The organism is Pseudomonas sp. D4-21, from assembly GCF_051132125.1.
In the GTDB taxonomy this organism is placed as follows: domain Bacteria; phylum Pseudomonadota; class Gammaproteobacteria; order Pseudomonadales; family Pseudomonadaceae; genus Aquipseudomonas.
The window spans coordinates 2,925,861-2,944,091 of the sequence record NZ_CP071664.1 but is presented as its reverse complement, the minus strand read 5'-3'; the positions used below and the strand labels follow the sequence as shown (position 1 = coordinate 2,944,091).

The window sequence follows — 18,231 nt, the reverse complement described above, 5'->3', positions numbered from 1 at the left end:
TCGTCATGAGGCGAATCGTCGCAAACCAACCGGAGGAACGAAGGCTTCTAGCTCGGCTTCCACCGCTTCGATAATTCGCTCGACGTCGGGGGCGTTCATCACGGTCGCGCAGGGAATGCCTGCAATCGCGATCATGGTTTCGCCGCTCGCGCGATCAAATAACCGGGCAACCATACTGCCCGGAGCGTCCATGCTGGCTTCGAAGCCCATGGGATGGAAGTGCCAGCGCATCAACTGGCAGGCGTTGGGGAACGTTACCTTGCTGAAAGATCCTTTATTCATCTGTAGCCCGCCTTCTTCATCAAGCGCTTCCTTTTGCTCATGTCAGGAAGGAAGAGCCATCTTGGCTCTACCAGTGAGTACTAAAAATAGCATTTGAAAATGAACGGCACGTGGATTTTTTCAGTCCGTTTGGCGATTGGTTCAGTTTTTTTGATCTGCGTCATGACCTAACGCTAAATGTTCAGAACGCCATCACCGTTTGCTGGTGCGCTCCGCGCCTTGCTTCAACCGCTCTGGCACGCGGGTTGCGGCGCTTATCAACCACGCCAGGGCGGTCAGGGCCAGGCCGGCGGCAAACGTGAGATGCATGCCGTTCGTTACGTCTTCCGGACTTGCGACAGAGATACCGTTGGTCGGCAAAACCGCGGCAAAAACCGCACCGAGCACTGACGCGCCAGAAAGGAAGCCAAGATTGCGCGATAAATTGAGCAGGCCGGCAACCACGCCACGCTTGTCATCGGGGACCGGCGCCATCACCGCCGCGTTGTTCGCGGGTTGAAACAGCGCGTAGCCAAGGGTAGTCACCGCAATGGCAAGAACATAGCCCGCAATGCCCTGCGTGGGGGGAATCCGCGACAAGAGCAGGGTGCCGAGGACCATCGTCGCCAGCCCGGCTAGCCGCATTGGACGTACCCCGAACTGATCAGCCAGGCGTCCGGCGGGCACACCGGCGAGCGCGGCCACGCAGGGGCCCGCCGCCAGTACCAAGCCGACGATTGCCGGAGGCAGACCGAGGGTGATGGACAAGTAGAACGGGCCGACCAGCAAAGTCGCCATCATGACCGCCGCGACCAATGCACTGGCCGCCAGGCCTGACACTAGGGGGCGGTCGCGGAACATCGCCAGGGGAATCAGTGGCGAGTCGAGCCTACGTTGCACCTGGACGAACAGCCCGCCGCTGATAACCGCTACCAGTAACAGCCCGCTGTTCAGCCAGCCGAAGCTTGTGCGTCCGACGGTCATCGCCAAGGTATAGGCGCCCAGCCCGGTGGCGAGCAACAGTGTGCCCAGGCCGTCGAAGCGCAAGCGCCCGATGGCAATCGGCCTGGGCACGACAGGCAGGAATCGCCAAGCCAACAGCAGCGTCAGCAGGCCCAGGGGCAGGTTGATCAAGAACAGTGCGTGCCAGCCAAACCCTGTGATCAGCAGGCCGCCCAGGGACGGGCCCAAGGCGGTGCCCACCGCCGACAGCGTGGCAAGCAGCCCCATGGCGCTGCCAGTCCTGCTCTTTTCCACCGTTTCGCCGACCAGGGCCAGCGTCAGGGTCATCATGATCGCCGCCCCCAGGCCTTGCAGGGCCCGGGCCGCGACCAACCACCAGAGCGACGGCGCCAGGGCGCACAGCGCCGACGCAAGGGTAAACAGCGCAATGCCTGCCAGCAGCAGCTTGCGCCGGCCCAGCAAGTCGCTGAGCCTGCCCACGCTCACGATCAGCGTGGTAATCGCGAGCAGGTAGGCCAGCACGACCCATTGGACTTGCGCGAACGAGGCCTCGAACGCCTCGGCGAGCACCGGCAAGGCGACGGTGGCTACGCTGGCACCCAGTGACGCCAGCAGTGTCGAGAGTGCGAGGCTGGTCAGGGCCCAGCGCACCGGGGTACTCGGCGAGTGAGCCGCTGTCGTTGGCAAGCTTTGTTCTGCATTGGCTGGCTTCATCATGTCTCCGTTGTTTGCAACCTGCTGTTACAACGGTACGTCGAGGCTTAACATGGCGGAAGACGCATGAGTTGCAGGTTATAGCTGCATGTGACGCCATCCAACCCAGCCAAAGGCCCGCCAATGTCTGCAATCGACCTGAATCTACTCGTCACCCTGGATGCGTTGTTGTCCGAAGGCAGCGTGGCCGGTGCGGCCCGGCGGCTGGGGCTAAGTGCCTCGGCCATGAGCCGAGCGTTGGCGCGGTTGCGGCAGGCGACGGGGGACCCGTTGCTGGTCCGGGCGGGGCGCGGCCTGGTTCCAACGCCCCGGGCCATGGAACTACGCGAGCAAGTCAGCCAGTTGGTGCAGGGCGCCCAGGCCGCCTTGCGTCCGGTGCAGGCCCCGGACTTGCGCCGTATCAACCGGACATTTACGTTGCGCACCCGCCAAGGATTCGTGGAGAACTTCGCGATCGACCTGATCGCATACCTAAGCGAGCACGCCCCAGGAATACGGTTGCGTTTTGTCGAGAAGACCGACCGGGACGGCACGGCGCTGCGCGAGGGCAGCGTGGACCTGGAGACCGCCGTCGTCGATGAGGACACGCGCCCGGAACTGCGCACCCAGGCGTTGTTCGTCGACCGCATCATAGGCGTGGTGCGTGCGGGGCATCCGCTGAGTCGGGCCGAGGTGGATGTAACCGGTTACGCGGCCGGCAGGCATGTCGGCGTTTCCCTGCGCGGAATCGAGCATGGCCCGATCGATGAGGCCTTGGGGGCGTTGAATCTATCCCGCGACATCGTGACTTGCGTCCCGGGTTTTTCCACTGCCCTGGGGCTCGCGCGGTCCAGCGATTTGATTGCCAGCGTGCCGGAGCGCTACACCACGCGCCTGCGCCACGGCATGCACAGCTTCGCGCTGCCAGTCCCGATTCCTGAATTCACTGTCGCAATGCTCTGGCATCCGCGAATGGATGCTGACCCCGTGCACCGTTGGTTGAGGGGCTGTCTGCGGGAAATATGTTCGGGGAAAAAACCGATATAGCGAAGCCAGCGAGGTTAGGGCCATGGACTGGCGGGGTCGGTCCGGTACAGGTGGACAGACCGGCCGGCCCTCCAAGGGGAGGGCCCGGGATCCGTTCAGTCTTCCTTGCGAATCGTGGCGACTTCATCGGCACGAACCCGGACTTTCTTGCCTGAAATGTCTTCGAATTCGTAGAAGCCATCCGCCGTGCGGGTATTGGGGGTGTCCTCGGTCAAGTATTGGGTACCGTTCTGCAACGTCACCACGGTTGGTGATGCACAGCCGGCCAGCGCCAGGAATGCCACGGCGACCCAGGGCAGGCCCAGAAACCTGATGTTCATATCCATAACCTCTATGCATAAGGGTGAAGCCCAGCTGATTCGACCGGGCCATCACTGAGTTAACCGCCATTGGTCCCGCTTGTTGTAGGAAAGTTCATCGCCGCTTGAAGGTTTTCCCCTTTAAATATAGGAGACCGCTCATCTTTTGCAGTTGCCTGGGCTGCGACTAGCTGTTATCTGTACGCATAACCAGTACTTCAAGCACCGTGGCGCTATTTTCCGTGACAGCCAACCCCCTCGACGATCCCTTTTACTACCTGAACAATTTCCAGCGGGTGCTCGCCTGGCTGGCGCAACGCTACGCCGATGTACTCAGCGTCGAAGAGCAACGTTTCATCGAGGATTTCGCCGCACTGCCGCGTGCCGCCCAAGGCCTGCTGGTGCGGATGGTGATGCGCAAGGGGCGGCACTTTCGCCACGGCAAATTGCATTACCCCGAGATCGGCGACATCGGCACGGCGGTGCAACCCCTGATCGCCTTGGGCTGGGTGGAGGAAGAGGCTGAGCTGAGCCTGGAAGAATTGTTCGAAGTGTTGCTCAAGCCTGAAATCCTGCTCTGCCTCGGCCATGGTATCGAGCAGCCCAAGGCAAAGAAGGCTGACTGGCTGTTGGCGTTGAGCGAGGGGTTCAGCCAACCCCAGCCATTTCGCGCCTGGTGCCCTCAGCTCCAGGATCGGTTGTTCAGTCTGACCGTCATGGCGCTGTGCGACCGCTTGCGTTTGATGTTCTTCGGCAATCTCTACCAGGATTGGTCGGAGTTCGTGCTGGCGGATCTGGGTATTTTTACCTACGAGGCCGTTGAGTTCAGTGTCGAGTCCCGGGGGCTGCGCAGCCGGCAGGACATCGATGCCTGTCTTTTCCTGCATGAATGCCAGCAGTGCTTCGAAGCCGGTGAAGCGCTTGAGGCGATCGTCGCCCGGATCAATACCCTGGAATTGGATAATCCTTGGCTGGAGCTGCGTCGGGGCAAGCTGTTGTTCCAGATCGGCCAGCACGCTGAACGTATCGGCGACTTTGCCACGGCCCTGTGCATCTATTGCGATTGCACCTATCCCGGCGCGCGGTTGCGCATGATCCGGGTGCTTGAACGCGTCGGTGAATATGCCTTGGCTCTTGACCTGGGCGAAGCCGCGGCGCAGTCGCCGCAAAGCGCCGCCGAACAACAAGCCCTGTTGCGGATCGTGCCGCGGCTGCGGCGCAAACTGGGCGGGCCACCCGTGCCGCGCCCGATAGCCCGGAGCGTCGAGCGGCTGGATTTGCACTTACCCCGGGTCGATCCGGCATTGTCGGTGGAATATTGCGTCCAGGCCCATTTGCATGACGACGCCGCGCCGGTGCACTACGTCGAGAACAGCTTGGTCAATTCCCTGTTCGGCCTGCTGTGCTGGCCGGCGATTTTCGCGCCGTTGCCAGGGTCGTTCTTCCACCCGTTCCAGCGCGGCCCGGTGGACCTGCTCAACGAGGACTTTCACGACCGTCGCGCCGAGCTGTTCGCGGCGTGCTTCGCCGAGCTGGATGACGGGCGCTACCGTGAAACCATCCGCCGTCGTTATTCAGAAAAATGTGGCGTGCAATCACCTTTCGTGTTCTGGGGGGCGCTGTCCGAAGCGCTGTTGGACCAGGCGCTCGACTGTCTGCCGTCAGAGCACCTCAAACACTGGTTCAGTCGTTTGCTATTGGACATCAAGGCCAACCGCGCGGGCATGCCGGACCTGATCCAGTTCTGGCCGCAGCACAAGACCTACCGCATGATCGAAGTCAAAGGCCCTGGCGATCGCCTGCAGGACAACCAGCTGCGATGGCTGGACTTCTGCCATGAGCACCGTATGCCAGTGGCTGTCTGTTACGTGCAATGGGCGGAGCAGGGCGCATGACCGAGGCGCCGGGCTACAGCATCGCCGTGCGGGCATTGTGTGAATTCACCGCCAAGGTCGGCGACCTCGATTTGCGCTTTACTCCGTCACCCACCGCGCTGGAAGGGATTGTCGGCCACCGGACCGTGGCATCACGGCGCAGCGAGGGCTACCAGGCAGAGGTCAGCCTGGAAGGCACCTACCAGAGCCTGAAGGTCAAGGGGCGAGCCGATGGCTACGATCCTGCGACCAACCGCCTCGAAGAAGTGAAGACCTACCGCGGCGACCTCAGCAAGCAACCGGACAACCATCGGCAGCTGCACTGGGCCCAGGCGAAGATCTACGCCTGGCTGATGTGCCAGAAATTGGAGCTGCCGCGCATTGACGTTGCCTTGGTGTATTTCGACATCGTCAGCGAGAAGGAAACCTGCCTGGACCAGCGTTTCGAAGCGTCGCAACTCCAGACGTTTTTCGAGCAGCAATGCGCACGGTTCCTGGCCTGGGCAGAGCAGGAAATGCGCCATCGCCAGGCACGCAACCAGGGCGCACAGGCCCTGCTTTTTCCCCACGCGACCTTCAGGCCGGGGCAGCGCCACCTGGCCGAGTCGGTTTTCAAGGCCGTCAGCACCGGTCGTTGCCTGATGGCCCAGGCGCCCACTGGCATCGGCAAGACGGTTGGCACCTTGTTCCCCATGCTCAAGGCCTTGGCGCCGCAGCGCCTGGACAAGGTGTTTTTTCTCACGGCGAAAACCCCAGGACGCAAACTGGCATTGGACGCCGCCCGGCTGCTCACCAACAGCACGACCGCGATGCCGCTGCGGGTGCTGGAAATGATCGCCCGGGACAAGGCTTGTGAACATCCGGATAAAGCCTGCCATGGCGAATCCTGCCCGCTGGCCCGTGGATTCTATGACCGCCTGCCCCAGGCCCGGGCAGCGGCGAGCCAGGTAACGCTCCTCGATCAAGCCGCGTTGCGTGACATCGCCCTGCACCACGAGGTCTGCCCGTATTACCTGAGCCAGGAAATGGCCCGCTGGGCCGACGTGGTGGTGGCAGACTACAACTATTATTTCGATTTCAGCGCCTTGCTTTTCGGCCTTGCCCAGGCCAATGGCTGGGCGGTCGCGACCCTGGTGGACGAAGCCCACAACCTGGTGGAGCGAGGGCGGCAGATGTACAGCGCGACCCTGGATCAGGCCACCTTGTCGGCGGTGCTCAAAACCGCGCCCGAGCCCCTGAAGAAACCCCTGCAAAAGCTCAATCGCCAGTGGAATGCCTTGCACGCACCACAGGTAGCGGCTTACCAGGCTTATGGCCGCCCCCCGGAAAAGCTGCTCCTTGCGCTGGGGTCCTGCGCCACGGCTATGGGCGATTACCTCAACGACCACCCCCAAGGCCTGGACAGCGGCCTGCAGGCCTTCTATTTCGACATCTTGCAGTTCGGGCGCGTGGCGGAGTCGTTCGACGAGCACTTCCTGTTCGATATCCATAAGCGAGAAACCGGTCGCCAGCGCAGCCTGTCCACGCTGTGCCTGCGCAACGTGGTCCCGGCCGGTTTCCTGCGGCCCCGGTTCACGGCGTCACGCAGCAGCGTGCTGTTCTCCGCGACCCTGAGTCCACGGCGCTACTACGCTGACTTGCTGGGTACGCCGGCGGACACGGTATCGATCGACGTTGAGTCACCGTTCCAGGCCCAACAATTGGACGTACAGGTGGTCAGTCGCATTTCCACCCGGTTCGCCCGTCGCCAGGCTTCCCTTGAGCCGATCGTCGAGTTGATGGGCCGCCAGTTCGATGAGCGCCCTGGCAACTACCTGGCGTTCTTCAGCAGTTTCGATTATTTACAGCAGGTGGCCGGGCTGTTCGCCGAGCGATATCCGCACGTCGAGACCTGGGCGCAATCGCGCGGCATGGGCGAGGCCCCACGACAGGCGTTTATCGAGCGATTCACGGAGCAGGGCCAGGGCATCGGCTTCGCCGTGCTGGGCGGGGCGTTCGGGGAAGGCATCGACCTGCCGGGCTCGCGCCTGATCGGCGCCTTCGTCGCCACCTTGGGACTGGCGCAGTTCAACCCGGTCAATGAACAGATCAAGCAGCGAATGGCGGCGATCTTCGGCGATGGATACGACTACACTTATTTGTACCCCGGCCTGCAGAAGGTCGTGCAAGCGGCTGGGCGCGTCATCCGTACCCAGCTGGATCGCGGAGTGGTGATGCTGATCGACGATCGCTTCGGCGAGGCCAAGGTGCAGCAGTTGCTGCCACGGTGGTGGTCAATCAATCCTGAGCATCCCAAGGCACCTGCGGGAGCGAGCTTGATCGCGATGTCGCCTGCATATCCTGCCTCTTCTTAGGCGGATGCACCGCTGTCACAAGCCCAACAGCCTATAGCCCCACGAAAATCAGGTTTTTCCCGGCGGGTCAGTTGTTCCATACTCCACCCAAATTCCCTTGGATGCCTCGGCCACATGCTTGAGAAGAACCCAAAGACCGCCCGTATCGATGAAGATCAGCGCTTTAGACTGTTGATCGATGCGGTGGTGGACTATGCCATCTACATGACCGATCCGTCGGGCATTATCATCAGTTGGAACTCCGGTGCCCGGCGCTTCAAAGGTTATGAAGAATCGGAAATCCTGGGCCAGCATTTTTCCCGTTTCTACACCGACCAGGACCGCGCCGCCGGCCTGCCGCAGCGGGCGCTGGACACCGCCGTGCGCGAAGGACGCTTCGAAGGCGAAGGCTGGCGAGTGCGAAAGGATGGCACGCTGTTCTGGTCTCACGTGGTGATCGACCCGATCATCGACGCCCAGAGCGGCGAGCTGCTCGGTTTCGCCAAGATCACCCGTGACCTGACCGATCGCAAGATGGCCGAGGAAACCCTCAAGCAAAGCGAACAGCAATTTCGCCTGCTGGTGCAAAGCGTCACCGACTATGCCATCTACATGCTCGATCCGGATGGACAAGTCACCAACTGGAACCAGGGTGCCCAGCGCATCAAGGGCTATCTGCCGGCTCAAGCCATCGGCCAGCATTTTTCCATGTTCTACACCCCTGAAGACCGCGAAGCCGGGGAGCCGCAGCGCGCTCTGAGCATCGCCGCCACGGAGGGGCGTTTCGAAAAGAAGGGCTGGCGCGTGCGCAGGGATGGCACGCGATTCATGGCCCACGTGGTTATCGATGCGATTCGCAGCGATACCGGTACGTTGCTGGGGTTTGCCAAGATCACCCGGGACATCACCGATGCCACCCAAGCGCAGCAGGCCCTTGAACAGGCTCGCGAGGCGTTGTTCCAATCCCAGAAATTGCAAGCCATCGGCCAGCTCACCGGCGGCATCGCCCATGATTTCAACAATCTGCTGACGGTGATCCTTGGCAACCTGGAGATCGTGCGCAAGCGTATGCCCAGCGAGCCGAAGCTGACCCAACTGCTGGACAACGCCACCCAGGGCGCGCTGCGCGGCGTATCGCTGACCCAGCGCATGCTCGCGTTTGCCCGGCGGCAGAAACTCAGCGCCGAACCGGTCGAATTGTCGGCGCTGGTGGACGGCATCAGCGGTTTGCTGCAAAGCTCCATGGGCCCTTCGATACACATCCAGACCCAGTTTGACGAGGCGTTGTCGCCGGTGCTGGCCGACGTCAACCAACTGGAACTGGCGATCCTCAACCTGGCGACGAATGCCCGGGACGCGATGCCCCAGGGCGGCCGGATCTTGATCCAGGCACAGGAGCGACAGGGGAGCGATGCTCCGACGGCAAGCAAGCCGCTGGCGACCGGACGCTACATCTGCCTGACCATCAGCGATGAAGGCGAGGGCATGGACGAGGAGACGCTGGCTTCGGCGGTGGATCCTTTTTTCACCACCAAGGGCGTCGGCAAAGGCACTGGCCTGGGTCTGTCCATGGTGCATGGCCTGGCCGAGCAGCTGGGCGGCCGGCTGATTCTCAAGAGCGAGAAAGGCGTCGGCACCAGTGCCGAGCTGTGGTTGCCAGTGGCCGACGATTCGGTCAGGGACAAGCCACCCGCCACCGAGATACCAACGCAACACGTCCAGAAACTGACGGTGCTGGTGGTGGACGATGACAGCCTGGTGCTGACCAGCACCCGTTTGCTGATCGAAGACTTGGGGCATCGGGTCCTCTGCGCGTTGTCTGGCGCCCAAGCGCTGGAGCTGTTCGAGCGCAATGAAGGTATCGACCTGGTGATCACTGACATGGCCATGCCCCAGATGGATGGCGCGCAGCTGGCCAGATTGCTGCGCGAGCGCCAACCGACCCTGCCGGTTATCCTCGCCACTGGTTACGCCGAGCGCCTGGAAGGGTTTGCAACGCAATTGCCGCGTTTGACCAAGCCATTCAAGCAGATCGACCTGGTGCAGATCATCGGGCAGACGATGGGTTAAACCGCCAAGTCGTCATGTGCGACCGCTGTGGCGAGGGGATCAAAACCCCTCGCCACGATCAGATGGTGTGTCATTGGGTATTTTTCTTGAAGCCCCGCAGGTTCATCGCGCACAGGCAGAACTGCAAGACGATCAGCGCGTAGGCATCCGTGTGCAAGCCCCAAATGACCCACAGGATATTGCTGAGAATAAAACAACTGAAGCCCGCCACTCGCCGACGGGGCTGGCGCGATCCGATCAACCATGCCGCCAATACCGTGATCGCCATTGCTGGCCATTGCACCCATCCAAGATAATCCACGCTTTTTTCCTCTTGCCTTCAATCCTTTAAAGACCCCGGCGGTGCAGCAGCGTTTCGTTGACCTTTGGTCCATCGGCTTGAACTTGCCCGGCTCTCATCCTTCTAGATGTACCCCAATCAAACCGAGGGAAAACCTGAGCAATGCCCAGAATCCTCACCCGTCTGACCCCTGAAGAAGAACTGACCGAACACAACGCCAAAATGTTCGGCTCGCCCAAGGAGCGGCTGGACTTTTATCGTCGGGAAATCCAGTACGAAACCAGCATTCTGGCCAATCGCACCGACGCCTACCTGACCGCCCAGTCATTCCTGGTGATCGCGTTTGCATCCTGCATGGCCAATCTGAACCCGGAGTGGGGCAAGCTCTTCACACTGATCGTGCCGCCATTTTTGGCGTTGCTCGGCGTCTTGAGTTCCCTCAATGCATGGCCGGGCATTCGGGCCGCCTACGACATCATCGACCACTGGCATTTCAAACAAAGCGAATTGCTGCGCAGCGAGCCGCTGATGGGGCTGGCCTACGACGAATCGCCGCTGTTCAGCGAGCGAGAGTCGACCCATAAGGGCTACCGTAAGTCGCTGCTGTTTTCGGTGCGCACGCCGTGGATATTCGCAGCGTTCTGGGTGCTGTTGGGCATTTACTCGGTGTTTATCCAAGTGACCGATCCGGGCGGCTAGCCCGTGCGACCGTCTTTGCGGCGCTCATACCACGCCAGGGCGGGTTGGGTGGTGACACCGTGGACAAGGATGCTCAGCGCCACCACCGACAGCGTGAGGTTGATGCACTGCTGCGCCACTTCCGATTGCACGTCGTGATTCAAGGCGTAGAACAGATAAAACAGGCTGCCGATCCCGCGGATACCGAACCAGCCGATCAACAGCCGTTGCGGATGGTCCAGCAACCGCCCCCAGGGCATCACCCACACACTCAACGGGCGAATGACCGCGAATAACAGGGCGCCGACGGCGAGGGCCCGCCAATCCCAATGAGTGGCAAGGACGACGCCCAGCAGTGTCACCAGGAAAACCTCCATGGAACGCTCCACCAGGCTGCCGAACGCCAGCATGTCGCTCATCATCACGCCAGCCGCCACTTGGCCGTCGTCCAAGGCCTGGGTGTCGCCGACCACCGCCTGCTGAGGCTCGACCGTTTCGTGGCCCACCACCGGCTGTACCAGGTGTTCTGCCGGTGGCGAGTGTTCGTCGGTGGACTCGACCTCGGCCTGGCGCAGCCCCAGGCCAGCGGCGAACACCGACAGGAAACCGTAGCCGTGGATCGCTTCTGCCGCCACGTAGGCGAGGGCGATCAGGGCCAGGGCCAGATAGTCATTGGGTGACAAGGTGCTGTCGGCATTCTTGATACGCATCGACAACGTCAGCCCGCCGATGCCGCGCCCCAGCCAGTAGCCCACCAACAAACCCGCCGGCACCGCCCACAGGACGTCCCGCAACGCCCATTCGCCGAGGAATCCGCTGCCTTCCTCGCTCAGCATGAGCAAGCCAAGGATGACGAAGGGAAACGCCGTGCCATCGTTCAGCCCGGCTTCACCGGACAGCCCGAACCGCACCCGGTCGTCGTCGCGGGCATCGTTGACCTGCACCAGGGCCGCGAGCACCGGGTCGGTCGGCGCCAGTATCGCGCCGATCAGCATCGACATGCCCCAACCGAGGCCAAACAGGTAATGCAGCGCCAGGCAAAGCCCGACGATCGTCAAGATCATCACCGGCCCGGCGAGCCCGTAAGCCACGCGCCAGCTGCGGTTCTTGAGGGGCAGGCGCAGCTTGAGACCGCTGACGAACAGCGAAAACACGACGGCGACTTCGGTCAGGTGCTCCATCCACCCGGACGAGTCATTGACATCAAGCTTTAGCAGCCCCAGCCCAGCCGGCCCGATGGCGACGCCCAGCGCCAGGCACACGGCGGAAGTGGTGACGGGCATCCAGCGCAGGTAGGAGGAGGTCAGGGCCAAGGTCAGCAAGACAGCGCCGAGTACGGCTACCCACACGGTAAAGATCATGATTGCTCCTTGGGTAATGAAAAGGCGCCTGTCCAACGTTCGAGGGCGATAGCGAAGCGAGGGTTCCGCCGCATATCAGGGCGATTCCGTTTATCCGGGCGCTTTTCGATCCAGGGGAATTTTTTGCCCTGCGCGAGGCTCTGCAAAGGAAGAGACGTGCCGATTCGAGCGTCCAGCCAAGAACCCAAGAGGCCTATATGACTGCGCTGACACCCCTCCAATCCAGGCCTGCCACCGCGCAGCCATTCACAAGTGCTGGTAACGTTCGCCAGTGTTACGAGCGGCTGTTGCAAGGCGCCGACGATGCTGACAAACAAGCGGTTGCCCAGGCCTTCCTGCAACCGTGTCTCGAACAAGCGAGCGCATTGCCTCAAGAAATGCCTGACGACCCTGGCGCGTTGCTTGCCTGGGTAGAACAGCACAGCGCCGGCGTGGCCCGGCAATATGCCGACTACCTGGAACGGCGCAAAAGCGGCGGCGGTCGGGAGTTTTTCCAGACCAAGGCCCATGCCCTGTATTTTATCCAGGCCGTGGCGCCGACTAAGCTCGTGGACGGCGCATGGCTGTACGGTGTGCTCAAACACTGGCATGACCATCGCTTCGAGGGGCTGCTGTGCACCTATCTGGAAGAGCTTGGGGATGGCGTTCCGGCCCAGAACCATGTCGTGCTCTACCGCAAGCTGTTGGCCGAACACGGCTTACAGGACATGCCCGACATCGATGACGAGCGCTACCTGCAAGGTGCTGTTCAATTGGCCCTGGGCTATGCCGGCGACGAATACCTGCCCGAGGTCATCGGTTACAACCTGGGTTATGAGCAACTGCCCCTGCATTTGCTGATCAGCGCCTATGAGCTGAGCGAGCTGGACATCGACCCGTATTACTTCACGCTTCACGTGACCATCGACAACGCCAGCACCGGGCACGCCCACAAAGCCGTGCAAGCGTTGCAACAACTGATGCCGATGGAAGCTGACCGCGAGTCGTTCTGGCGCCGGGTCACACTGGGCTATCGCCTCAACGACCTGGGGCAGGGCAGCCGGGCGGTCATCGAGTCGTTCGACCTTGAGCGCGAAGTCCTGGACATGCTTGAGCGCAAGCGCCCGTTCGGCCAGCACATGCATTCCGATTACTGCAAGTTCGAAGGCAAGACCGTCAACCAATGGCTGGCGGAACCGGGGCAGTTGGAGGGTTTCCTCAAGGCCATGCAAGGCAAAGGCTGGATCCGACGCCATGAAGATCCCCAGAACAGCCGTTTCTGGACCCTGATCGAAGGCCCGGGCGCGGCGATGTTCGGGGTTTTCAGCCCTTACGAAAAACAGCTGCTGCATGACTGGATTGCCGGCGACTGGCTGGACCAGCGCGGTCGTCCCGGCGCCCGCCGCAATCATGGCGCGGCCCATGAATCGCCGGCACCGGCCCAAGACCCGGATGTGCAGAACCTGCAGCAAACGCTGCGGGGCAAGGCCCCCGATGAGCAGATGCAAATTCTGATGCCCTGGCTCTCGGCCCGCTGCCACAGCCACCCGGCCGGGTTGTTGGCGACCCGCCGGTTCATCGAACTCAAATCCGCCCTTCGCTAGGAGCCCTGCATGAATCAGGAAGACCGCCTGTCCGAACCCGACCTGGCCCTGCTGCAGCTAGGTCGCCGCCTGCACGCTGACGGCTACCGTTTCATCACCCCAACGCCGCTTACTCACGAGCGCGTCAACCAGCGGCCAGGCAACGAGCGCTCCAAGACCTTGCGGGATGTTTTCGGCTGGTCCAGGCCCTTCGCGCCGGGGCTTATTTCCGCCGACGAGCAGCGTCAATTGCAAGAAGCAGAAGTGTTGGAAGAACACGACGGCCTGCTGCGCAGCCGCGTGCGCTGGTCAAGCTTGGACGGCATGCTGTTCGCCCATTCGCAATTTCCGACCCAGGCCAACGACGCAGTGTTCTTCGGCCCCGACAGCTACCGTTTCGCGCACCTGATCCATACCCATCTGCAACAGAACTTCACGGCCGTGCATCGCGCGGTGGACATTGGCTGCGGCGCCGGTGTCGGGGCGATGGTGATTGCCCGCGCCCGACGCGAAGCCCAGGTACTGGCCATCGACATCAACCCGATGGCCTTGCGGCTGTGCGCCGTCAACGCGGCGCTGGCCGAGGTGGCAAATGTCGAGATCGCCCGCAGCGACGTGCTCAAGGACGTCGAGGGCGACTTCGACCTGATCGTCGCCAACCCCCCGTATATGGCCGACCCCGCCGAGCGTGCTTATCGCCATGGCGGCGGAACGCTGGGCGCGGGATTGTCGCTGCGTATCGTCGAACAGGCATTGCCACGGCTGACACCCGGCGGTTCGCTGGTGCTCTACACCGGCGTGGCGATGGTCGACGGTCGTGATCCGTTTCTGGAGGCTCTGGGCCCTTGGCGCGATTCACCGCAGTTCGCCTGGACCTACAGGGAATTGGACCCGGATGTGTTTGGCGAGGAACTGCTGACACCCGGTTATCAGGACGTGGAACGGATCGCCGTGGTGGCGTTGGTTGTCACCCGCACGGGTGCGGGTATCGGAGGGAATATCGATGAACAGGCGTCTGAAGTTCGGCATTGAAGAGGAATATTTCATCACCGACCTGCAAACCCGCCGCATGCCCGATCAACCGTCGGCGGCGGCGGTGACGGCGTGCCGGGAAGAGCTGGGCAAGCACTTCGCCCATGAAATGTTCCAGAGCCAGGTGGAAATGGCTTCGCCCATCTTCCGCAGCCTGGCCGAGGCGGCCGATTACCTGGCCCAGGTGCGTAACGGCCTGACTCAGCGCTTGGCGCCCCATGGCCTGGGATTGCTGAGCGCAGGATCCCATCCAATGGCGACCGTTGGCTTGCAACCCACCGACGAGCTGCACTTCCAGCAGTTGTTCGACGACTACCAGCGCGTGGCGCGCCGCAGCGTCCTGTCGGGCCTGCACATACATGTGGAAGTGCCGGGCGATCATGACCGGGTCAAGGTGATGAATGAGGTGCTGCCCTGGCTGCCGATGCTGTTGGCGCTCAGCGCGTCATCGCCGTTCTGGAACGGCGCCTACAGTGGCTTCAGCAGTTATAGGCAAGTGGCCTGCGATGAATGGCCGCGCATGGGCGTGCCGGAATTCTTCGAGGACGAATCAGCCTTCAATGGCTACGTGGACATGCTCACCCGCACCAGCTCCATCCGCCAGCCCAGCGATTGCTGGTGGGTGATCAGGCCTTCCTCGCACTATCCGACCCTGGAGCTGCGTATCTGCGATGCCTGCCCGCGGACCGAAGATGTGCTGTGCCTCGTCTCGCTGTTTCGACTGATGATTGCCCACGCCGTCGCCCAGCCCAAGCCAGGCGCCCACTACAGCTTGATGTCCCACTGGATCCTCAAGGAAAACCGCTATCGGGCCAAGCGCCACGGCATCCTCGCGGAATTTATTGTCGAAGGCCAGGAGCAGCCGATGCTGATTGGCGAGTGGCTGAACCTGGCCGAGCAGACCTTCGGCGACACCGCGACGGCGCTGGGCGTGCAGGATGTGTTCAAGCAAGCGCGCCGGATCATCCAGGAGGGCACCAGCGCTGATCGACAAGTGGTCCTCTACGAGCAAGGCCTGCTGCTGGGCGATACGACCGAAGAGGCCCTGGGCCGGGTGGTCGATCAGCTGTTGTCGGAAACCGCCGGTTTGCCGGTGGCCGATCCCACCCTCGCGCAAGTTGCAGGTGGCCAATGACCAGCAAAACCCTCGACGACTACAACCGCATGCGCGATTTCGGCGCCACCCCGGAACCGTCGGCGAAGCGCTCTCGCAAATCGGCAAAAACCACCCACGGGTTGCAGTACTGCATACAGAAGCACGATGCAACGCGGCTGCATTACGACTTTCGCCTGGAGCTGGATGGCGCGCTCAAGAGCTGGGCGGTGCCCAAGGGGCCGTCCCTGGACCCGAAGGTCAAGCGCCTGGCGGTTCACGTTGAAGACCATCCCATCGATTACGCGACGTTCGAGGGCAGTATCCCGGAGGGGCACTACGGCGCGGGCGACGTCATCGTCTGGGACCGGGGCGTGTGGATTCCACAGGGTGACGTGCACGAAGCCTACGAAAAAGGCCGGCTCAAGTTCGAGCTGCGGGGGGAAAAGCTCGCGGGGCTGTGGAACCTGGTGCGCACCCATATGCCGGGCAAGCAGGAACAATGGTTTCTGATCAAGCATCAAGATGACGCCGCCCGGCCGGAAAGCGAGTACGACGTGGTGCAGGCCGAGCCCGACAGCGTGCTCAGTGACCGCACCATCGTGCCCAAGCGGCGGGGCAAGGCGGCCGCCGCCAAGGCTGTAAAGCAGCCGGAAAAACCCGCCAAGGCGAAGCCATCCAAAAAGAGCGGCAAGACCACCCTCAGCGGCGCCGTGGCCGGGCCCATCCCCGAGACCCTCAAGCCGGAACTGGCGACCCTGGTGGAAAGCGCACCCGATGGCGAATGGCTCTACGAAATCAAGTTCGACGGCTACCGCGTCATGGCGCGCATCGATAATGGCGACGTGCGCTTGATTACCCGCAACGGCCATGACTGGACCCACAAACTGCCGAAACAGGCCGAGGCTCTGGCGGGGCTGGGGTTGGAATCAGCCTGGCTGGACGGTGAAATGGTCGTCGCCGACGAGCAAGGCGTGCCGGACTTCCAGGCCCTGCAAAACGCCTTCGACGCTGGCAGCAGTGGCAAGATCGCTTATTACCTGTTCGACCTGCCGTACCTCAACGGCATGGACTTGCGCAAAGTGCCGGTGGAGGAGCGCCGGGCGGCGTTGGCTGCGGTGCTGGAACCCAACGAAGATCCCTTGCTGCGTTACTCCGACTCCTTCGAAGAAACCCCGCAAGCATTGCTCAACAGTGCCTGCCAGATGCGCATGGAAGGGCTGATCGGCAAGCGCCAGGGCAGCGCCTATGTGTCCCGGCGCAGCAGCGACTGGATCAAGCTCAAGTGCAAGAACCGCCAGGAATTCGTCGTGGTCGGCTTCAGCGAGCCGAAGGGCGCCCGCAGCGCGTTTGGCGCCTTGTTACTGGGCCTGCATGACGTCGACAGCGGCGAGCTGCGCTATGCCGGCAAGGTTGGCACCGGTTTCAACGAAACCACGCTCAAAAGCATCCATCAGCAGCTGTTGCCCCTGGAAACCAAAAAGGCCGCCGTGGTCAATCCGCCCACAGGGTATGACGCCAAGGGTGTGCACTGGCTAAAACCGGAGTTGCTGGCGGAAGTGGCGTTTGCCGAAATGACCAAGGAAGGCTCGGTACGCCATGCCGTGTTCCATGGCCTGCGCAATGACAAACCGGCAAAGGCGATTACCCAGGAATTGCCCAAAACCGTGAAAAAAGCGGCGGCCAAGGACAATGCTGAACCGGCGCCGGCCGAGCCGAAAGCCAAATCCAAATCCAAATCCAAGGCCACGGCCAAGGCCAAGACCACGCAGTCGCCAACCTTGGAAGGCAAGGTCCGCATTACCCATCCGGATCGGATTATCGACGCGAGCAGCGGCACCACGAAGATGCAACTCGCCGAGTACTACGCCAGCGTTGCTGATTTTATCCTGCCGGAGCTGGCCGATCGCCCGGTGGCGCTGGTACGGGCGCCGGATGGCATCGCCGGCGAGTTGTTCTTCCAGAAGAACCCCGAGCGCCTGGCAATTCCCGGCATCACCAGCCTGGACAAGGACCTGACCGGGCAACCAGTGATGATCATCAACAACGCCGAAGCGCTGATCGGCGCGGTACAGATGAGTACCGTGGAGCTGCACACCTGGAACGGGACTTCTGCCGATCTGGACAAGCCTGACCGCTTCGTCCTCGACCTTGACCCGGACCCGGCGCTGCCGTGGAAAAGCATGGTGGAAGCCACGCAATTGACTTTGTCAGTGCTGGATGAGCTGGGCCTGAAGGCGTTTCTAAAGACCAGCGGCGGCAAGGGCATCCACATTGTCGTGCCGATTACTCGCAAGTTGGGCTGGGATGAGGTGAAAGGCTTCAGCCATGCCATCGTCAGCCACATGGCCAAGCTGTTGCCCGATCGCTTCTCGGCAGTGTCGGGTCCCAAGAACCGGGTAGGGCGGATCTTCATCGATTACCTGCGCAACGGTTTGGGCGCAACCACCATTTGTGCCTACGCAGTGCGTACCAGGGAAGGGCTGCCGGTGTCGGTGCCCATCTACCGGGAAGAAGTGGCCGAGCTCAAGGGCGCCAACCTTTGGAACGTGAACAACGTCCACGAGCGGCTGGCGGAGGTGGGGCATGAGCCTTGGGCTGACTTGCCCAAGACCCGCCAGAGCATCACCGCCGACATGCGGCGGCGGATTGGGATGAAGAAGACTGCGAAGTAGCTTGATCGGC

14 protein-coding genes are annotated in these 18,231 nt (G+C 62.1%); 9 read left to right on the top strand and 5 right to left on the bottom strand.

Annotated elements, in window-relative coordinates:
• Nucleotides 1-3: 3 nt before the first annotated feature.
• On the bottom strand, nt 4-282 hold the full coding sequence (locus tag J3Q04_RS13170; protein ID WP_003201764.1) for a DUF1652 domain-containing protein: 279 nt from the start codon (nt 280-282) through the stop codon (nt 4-6).
• Nucleotides 283-474: 192 nt separating this feature from the next.
• Complete coding sequence (locus J3Q04_RS13165; protein WP_434611579.1) at nt 475-1,938, bottom strand: MFS transporter; 1,464 nt, start codon at nt 1,936-1,938, stop codon at nt 475-477.
• A 123-nt stretch (nt 1,939-2,061) separates the two neighbouring features.
• Here J3Q04_RS13165 and J3Q04_RS13160 point away from each other — a divergent pair, with 123 nt between their 5' ends.
• Entirely contained in the window at nt 2,062-2,964 is a 903-nt protein-coding gene (locus tag J3Q04_RS13160) for a LysR family transcriptional regulator (protein ID WP_434611375.1), read from the top strand.
• A gap of 95 nt (nt 2,965-3,059) precedes the next feature.
• On the opposite strand, the gene J3Q04_RS13155 is transcribed toward J3Q04_RS13160, so the two are convergent.
• The gene (locus J3Q04_RS13155) at nt 3,060-3,284 is read right to left on the bottom strand and encodes a YgdI/YgdR family lipoprotein (RefSeq protein WP_420764005.1); all 225 of its coding nucleotides are present in this window, start codon (nt 3,282-3,284) and stop codon (nt 3,060-3,062) included.
• 221 nt (nt 3,285-3,505) lie between these two features.
• Between J3Q04_RS13155 and J3Q04_RS13150 the strand changes: the two genes are divergently transcribed.
• The 3 genes from J3Q04_RS13150 (at nt 3,506) to J3Q04_RS13140 (ending at nt 9,540) form a co-directional block, all read left to right on the top strand.
• Nucleotides 3,506-5,158 carry a VRR-NUC domain-containing protein gene (locus J3Q04_RS13150; protein WP_434611377.1) on the top strand — a complete coding sequence of 551 codons (1,653 nt, stop codon included), beginning with the start codon at nt 3,506-3,508 and terminating at the stop codon, nt 5,156-5,158.
• Entirely contained in the window at nt 5,155-7,491 is a 2,337-nt protein-coding gene (locus tag J3Q04_RS13145) for an ATP-dependent DNA helicase (protein WP_434611379.1), read from the top strand. The genes J3Q04_RS13150 and J3Q04_RS13145 overlap by 4 nt, the downstream gene beginning before the upstream one ends.
• Nucleotides 7,492-7,605: 114 nt before the next feature.
• Nucleotides 7,606-9,540 carry a PAS domain S-box protein gene (locus J3Q04_RS13140; protein ID WP_434564013.1) on the top strand — a complete coding sequence of 645 codons (1,935 nt, stop codon included), beginning with the start codon at nt 7,606-7,608 and terminating at the stop codon, nt 9,538-9,540.
• 70 nt (nt 9,541-9,610) lie between these two features.
• On the opposite strand, the gene J3Q04_RS13135 is transcribed toward J3Q04_RS13140, so the two are convergent.
• Complete coding sequence (locus J3Q04_RS13135; RefSeq protein ID WP_434564014.1) at nt 9,611-9,841, bottom strand: hypothetical protein; 231 nt, start codon at nt 9,839-9,841, stop codon at nt 9,611-9,613.
• 141 nt (nt 9,842-9,982) lie between these two features.
• On the opposite strand from J3Q04_RS13135, the gene J3Q04_RS13130 reads away from it, so the two are divergent.
• The gene (locus tag J3Q04_RS13130) at nt 9,983-10,519 is read left to right on the top strand and encodes a hypothetical protein (RefSeq protein ID WP_420764000.1); all 537 of its coding nucleotides are present in this window, start codon (nt 9,983-9,985) and stop codon (nt 10,517-10,519) included.
• On the opposite strand, the gene J3Q04_RS13125 is transcribed toward J3Q04_RS13130, so the two are convergent.
• Nucleotides 10,516-11,859, bottom strand: coding sequence for a cation:proton antiporter (locus J3Q04_RS13125; protein ID WP_434611382.1), 1,344 nt, complete (start codon nt 11,857-11,859; stop codon nt 10,516-10,518). The two genes, J3Q04_RS13130 and J3Q04_RS13125, sit on opposite strands and share 4 nt — an antisense overlap.
• Nucleotides 11,860-12,056: 197 nt before the next feature.
• On the opposite strand from J3Q04_RS13125, the gene J3Q04_RS13120 reads away from it, so the two are divergent.
• Genes J3Q04_RS13120 through ligD form a run of 4 tightly spaced genes read left to right on the top strand, consistent with a single transcriptional unit; the run spans nt 12,057 to nt 18,221 of the window.
• Complete coding sequence (locus J3Q04_RS13120) at nt 12,057-13,442, top strand: iron-containing redox enzyme family protein (protein ID WP_434611385.1); 1,386 nt, start codon at nt 12,057-12,059, stop codon at nt 13,440-13,442.
• A 9-nt stretch (nt 13,443-13,451) separates the two neighbouring features.
• Nucleotides 13,452-14,453 (top strand): methyltransferase, encoded by a 1,002-nt coding sequence (locus J3Q04_RS13115; protein WP_420763997.1) that lies wholly within the window; start codon nt 13,452-13,454, stop codon nt 14,451-14,453.
• Nucleotides 14,425-15,588, top strand: a complete 1,164-nt coding sequence (locus J3Q04_RS13110) for a carboxylate-amine ligase (RefSeq protein WP_420763996.1) — start codon at nt 14,425-14,427, stop codon at nt 15,586-15,588. The genes J3Q04_RS13115 and J3Q04_RS13110 overlap by 29 nt, the downstream gene beginning before the upstream one ends.
• The gene (gene ligD, locus J3Q04_RS13105) at nt 15,585-18,221 is read left to right on the top strand and encodes a DNA ligase D (RefSeq protein ID WP_434611388.1); all 2,637 of its coding nucleotides are present in this window, start codon (nt 15,585-15,587) and stop codon (nt 18,219-18,221) included. The genes J3Q04_RS13110 and ligD overlap by 4 nt, the downstream gene beginning before the upstream one ends.
• Nucleotides 18,222-18,231 lie beyond the last annotated feature (10 nt).

Excerpts from the sequence above, each read along its gene's own strand:
- J3Q04_RS13170 (WP_003201764.1), bottom strand. The coding sequence starts at position 282 with ATGAATAAAGGATCTTTCAGCAAGGTAACGTTCCCCAACGCCTGCCAG.
- J3Q04_RS13165 (WP_434611579.1), bottom strand. The coding sequence starts at position 1,938 with ATGAAGCCAGCCAATGCAGAACAAAGCTTGCCAACGACAGCGGCTCAC.
- J3Q04_RS13160 (WP_434611375.1), top strand. The coding sequence starts at position 2,062 with ATGTCTGCAATCGACCTGAATCTACTCGTCACCCTGGATGCGTTGTTG.
- J3Q04_RS13155 (WP_420764005.1), bottom strand. The coding sequence starts at position 3,284 with ATGAACATCAGGTTTCTGGGCCTGCCCTGGGTCGCCGTGGCATTCCTG.
- J3Q04_RS13145 (WP_434611379.1), top strand. The coding sequence starts at position 5,155 with ATGACCGAGGCGCCGGGCTACAGCATCGCCGTGCGGGCATTGTGTGAA.
- J3Q04_RS13140 (WP_434564013.1), top strand. The coding sequence starts at position 7,606 with ATGCTTGAGAAGAACCCAAAGACCGCCCGTATCGATGAAGATCAGCGC.
- J3Q04_RS13130 (WP_420764000.1), top strand. The coding sequence starts at position 9,983 with ATGCCCAGAATCCTCACCCGTCTGACCCCTGAAGAAGAACTGACCGAA.
- J3Q04_RS13125 (WP_434611382.1), bottom strand. The coding sequence starts at position 11,859 with ATGATCTTTACCGTGTGGGTAGCCGTACTCGGCGCTGTCTTGCTGACC.
- J3Q04_RS13120 (WP_434611385.1), top strand. The coding sequence starts at position 12,057 with ATGACTGCGCTGACACCCCTCCAATCCAGGCCTGCCACCGCGCAGCCA.
- J3Q04_RS13115 (WP_420763997.1), top strand. The coding sequence starts at position 13,452 with ATGAATCAGGAAGACCGCCTGTCCGAACCCGACCTGGCCCTGCTGCAG.
- J3Q04_RS13110 (WP_420763996.1), top strand. The coding sequence starts at position 14,425 with ATGAACAGGCGTCTGAAGTTCGGCATTGAAGAGGAATATTTCATCACC.
- ligD (WP_434611388.1), top strand. The coding sequence starts at position 15,585 with ATGACCAGCAAAACCCTCGACGACTACAACCGCATGCGCGATTTCGGC.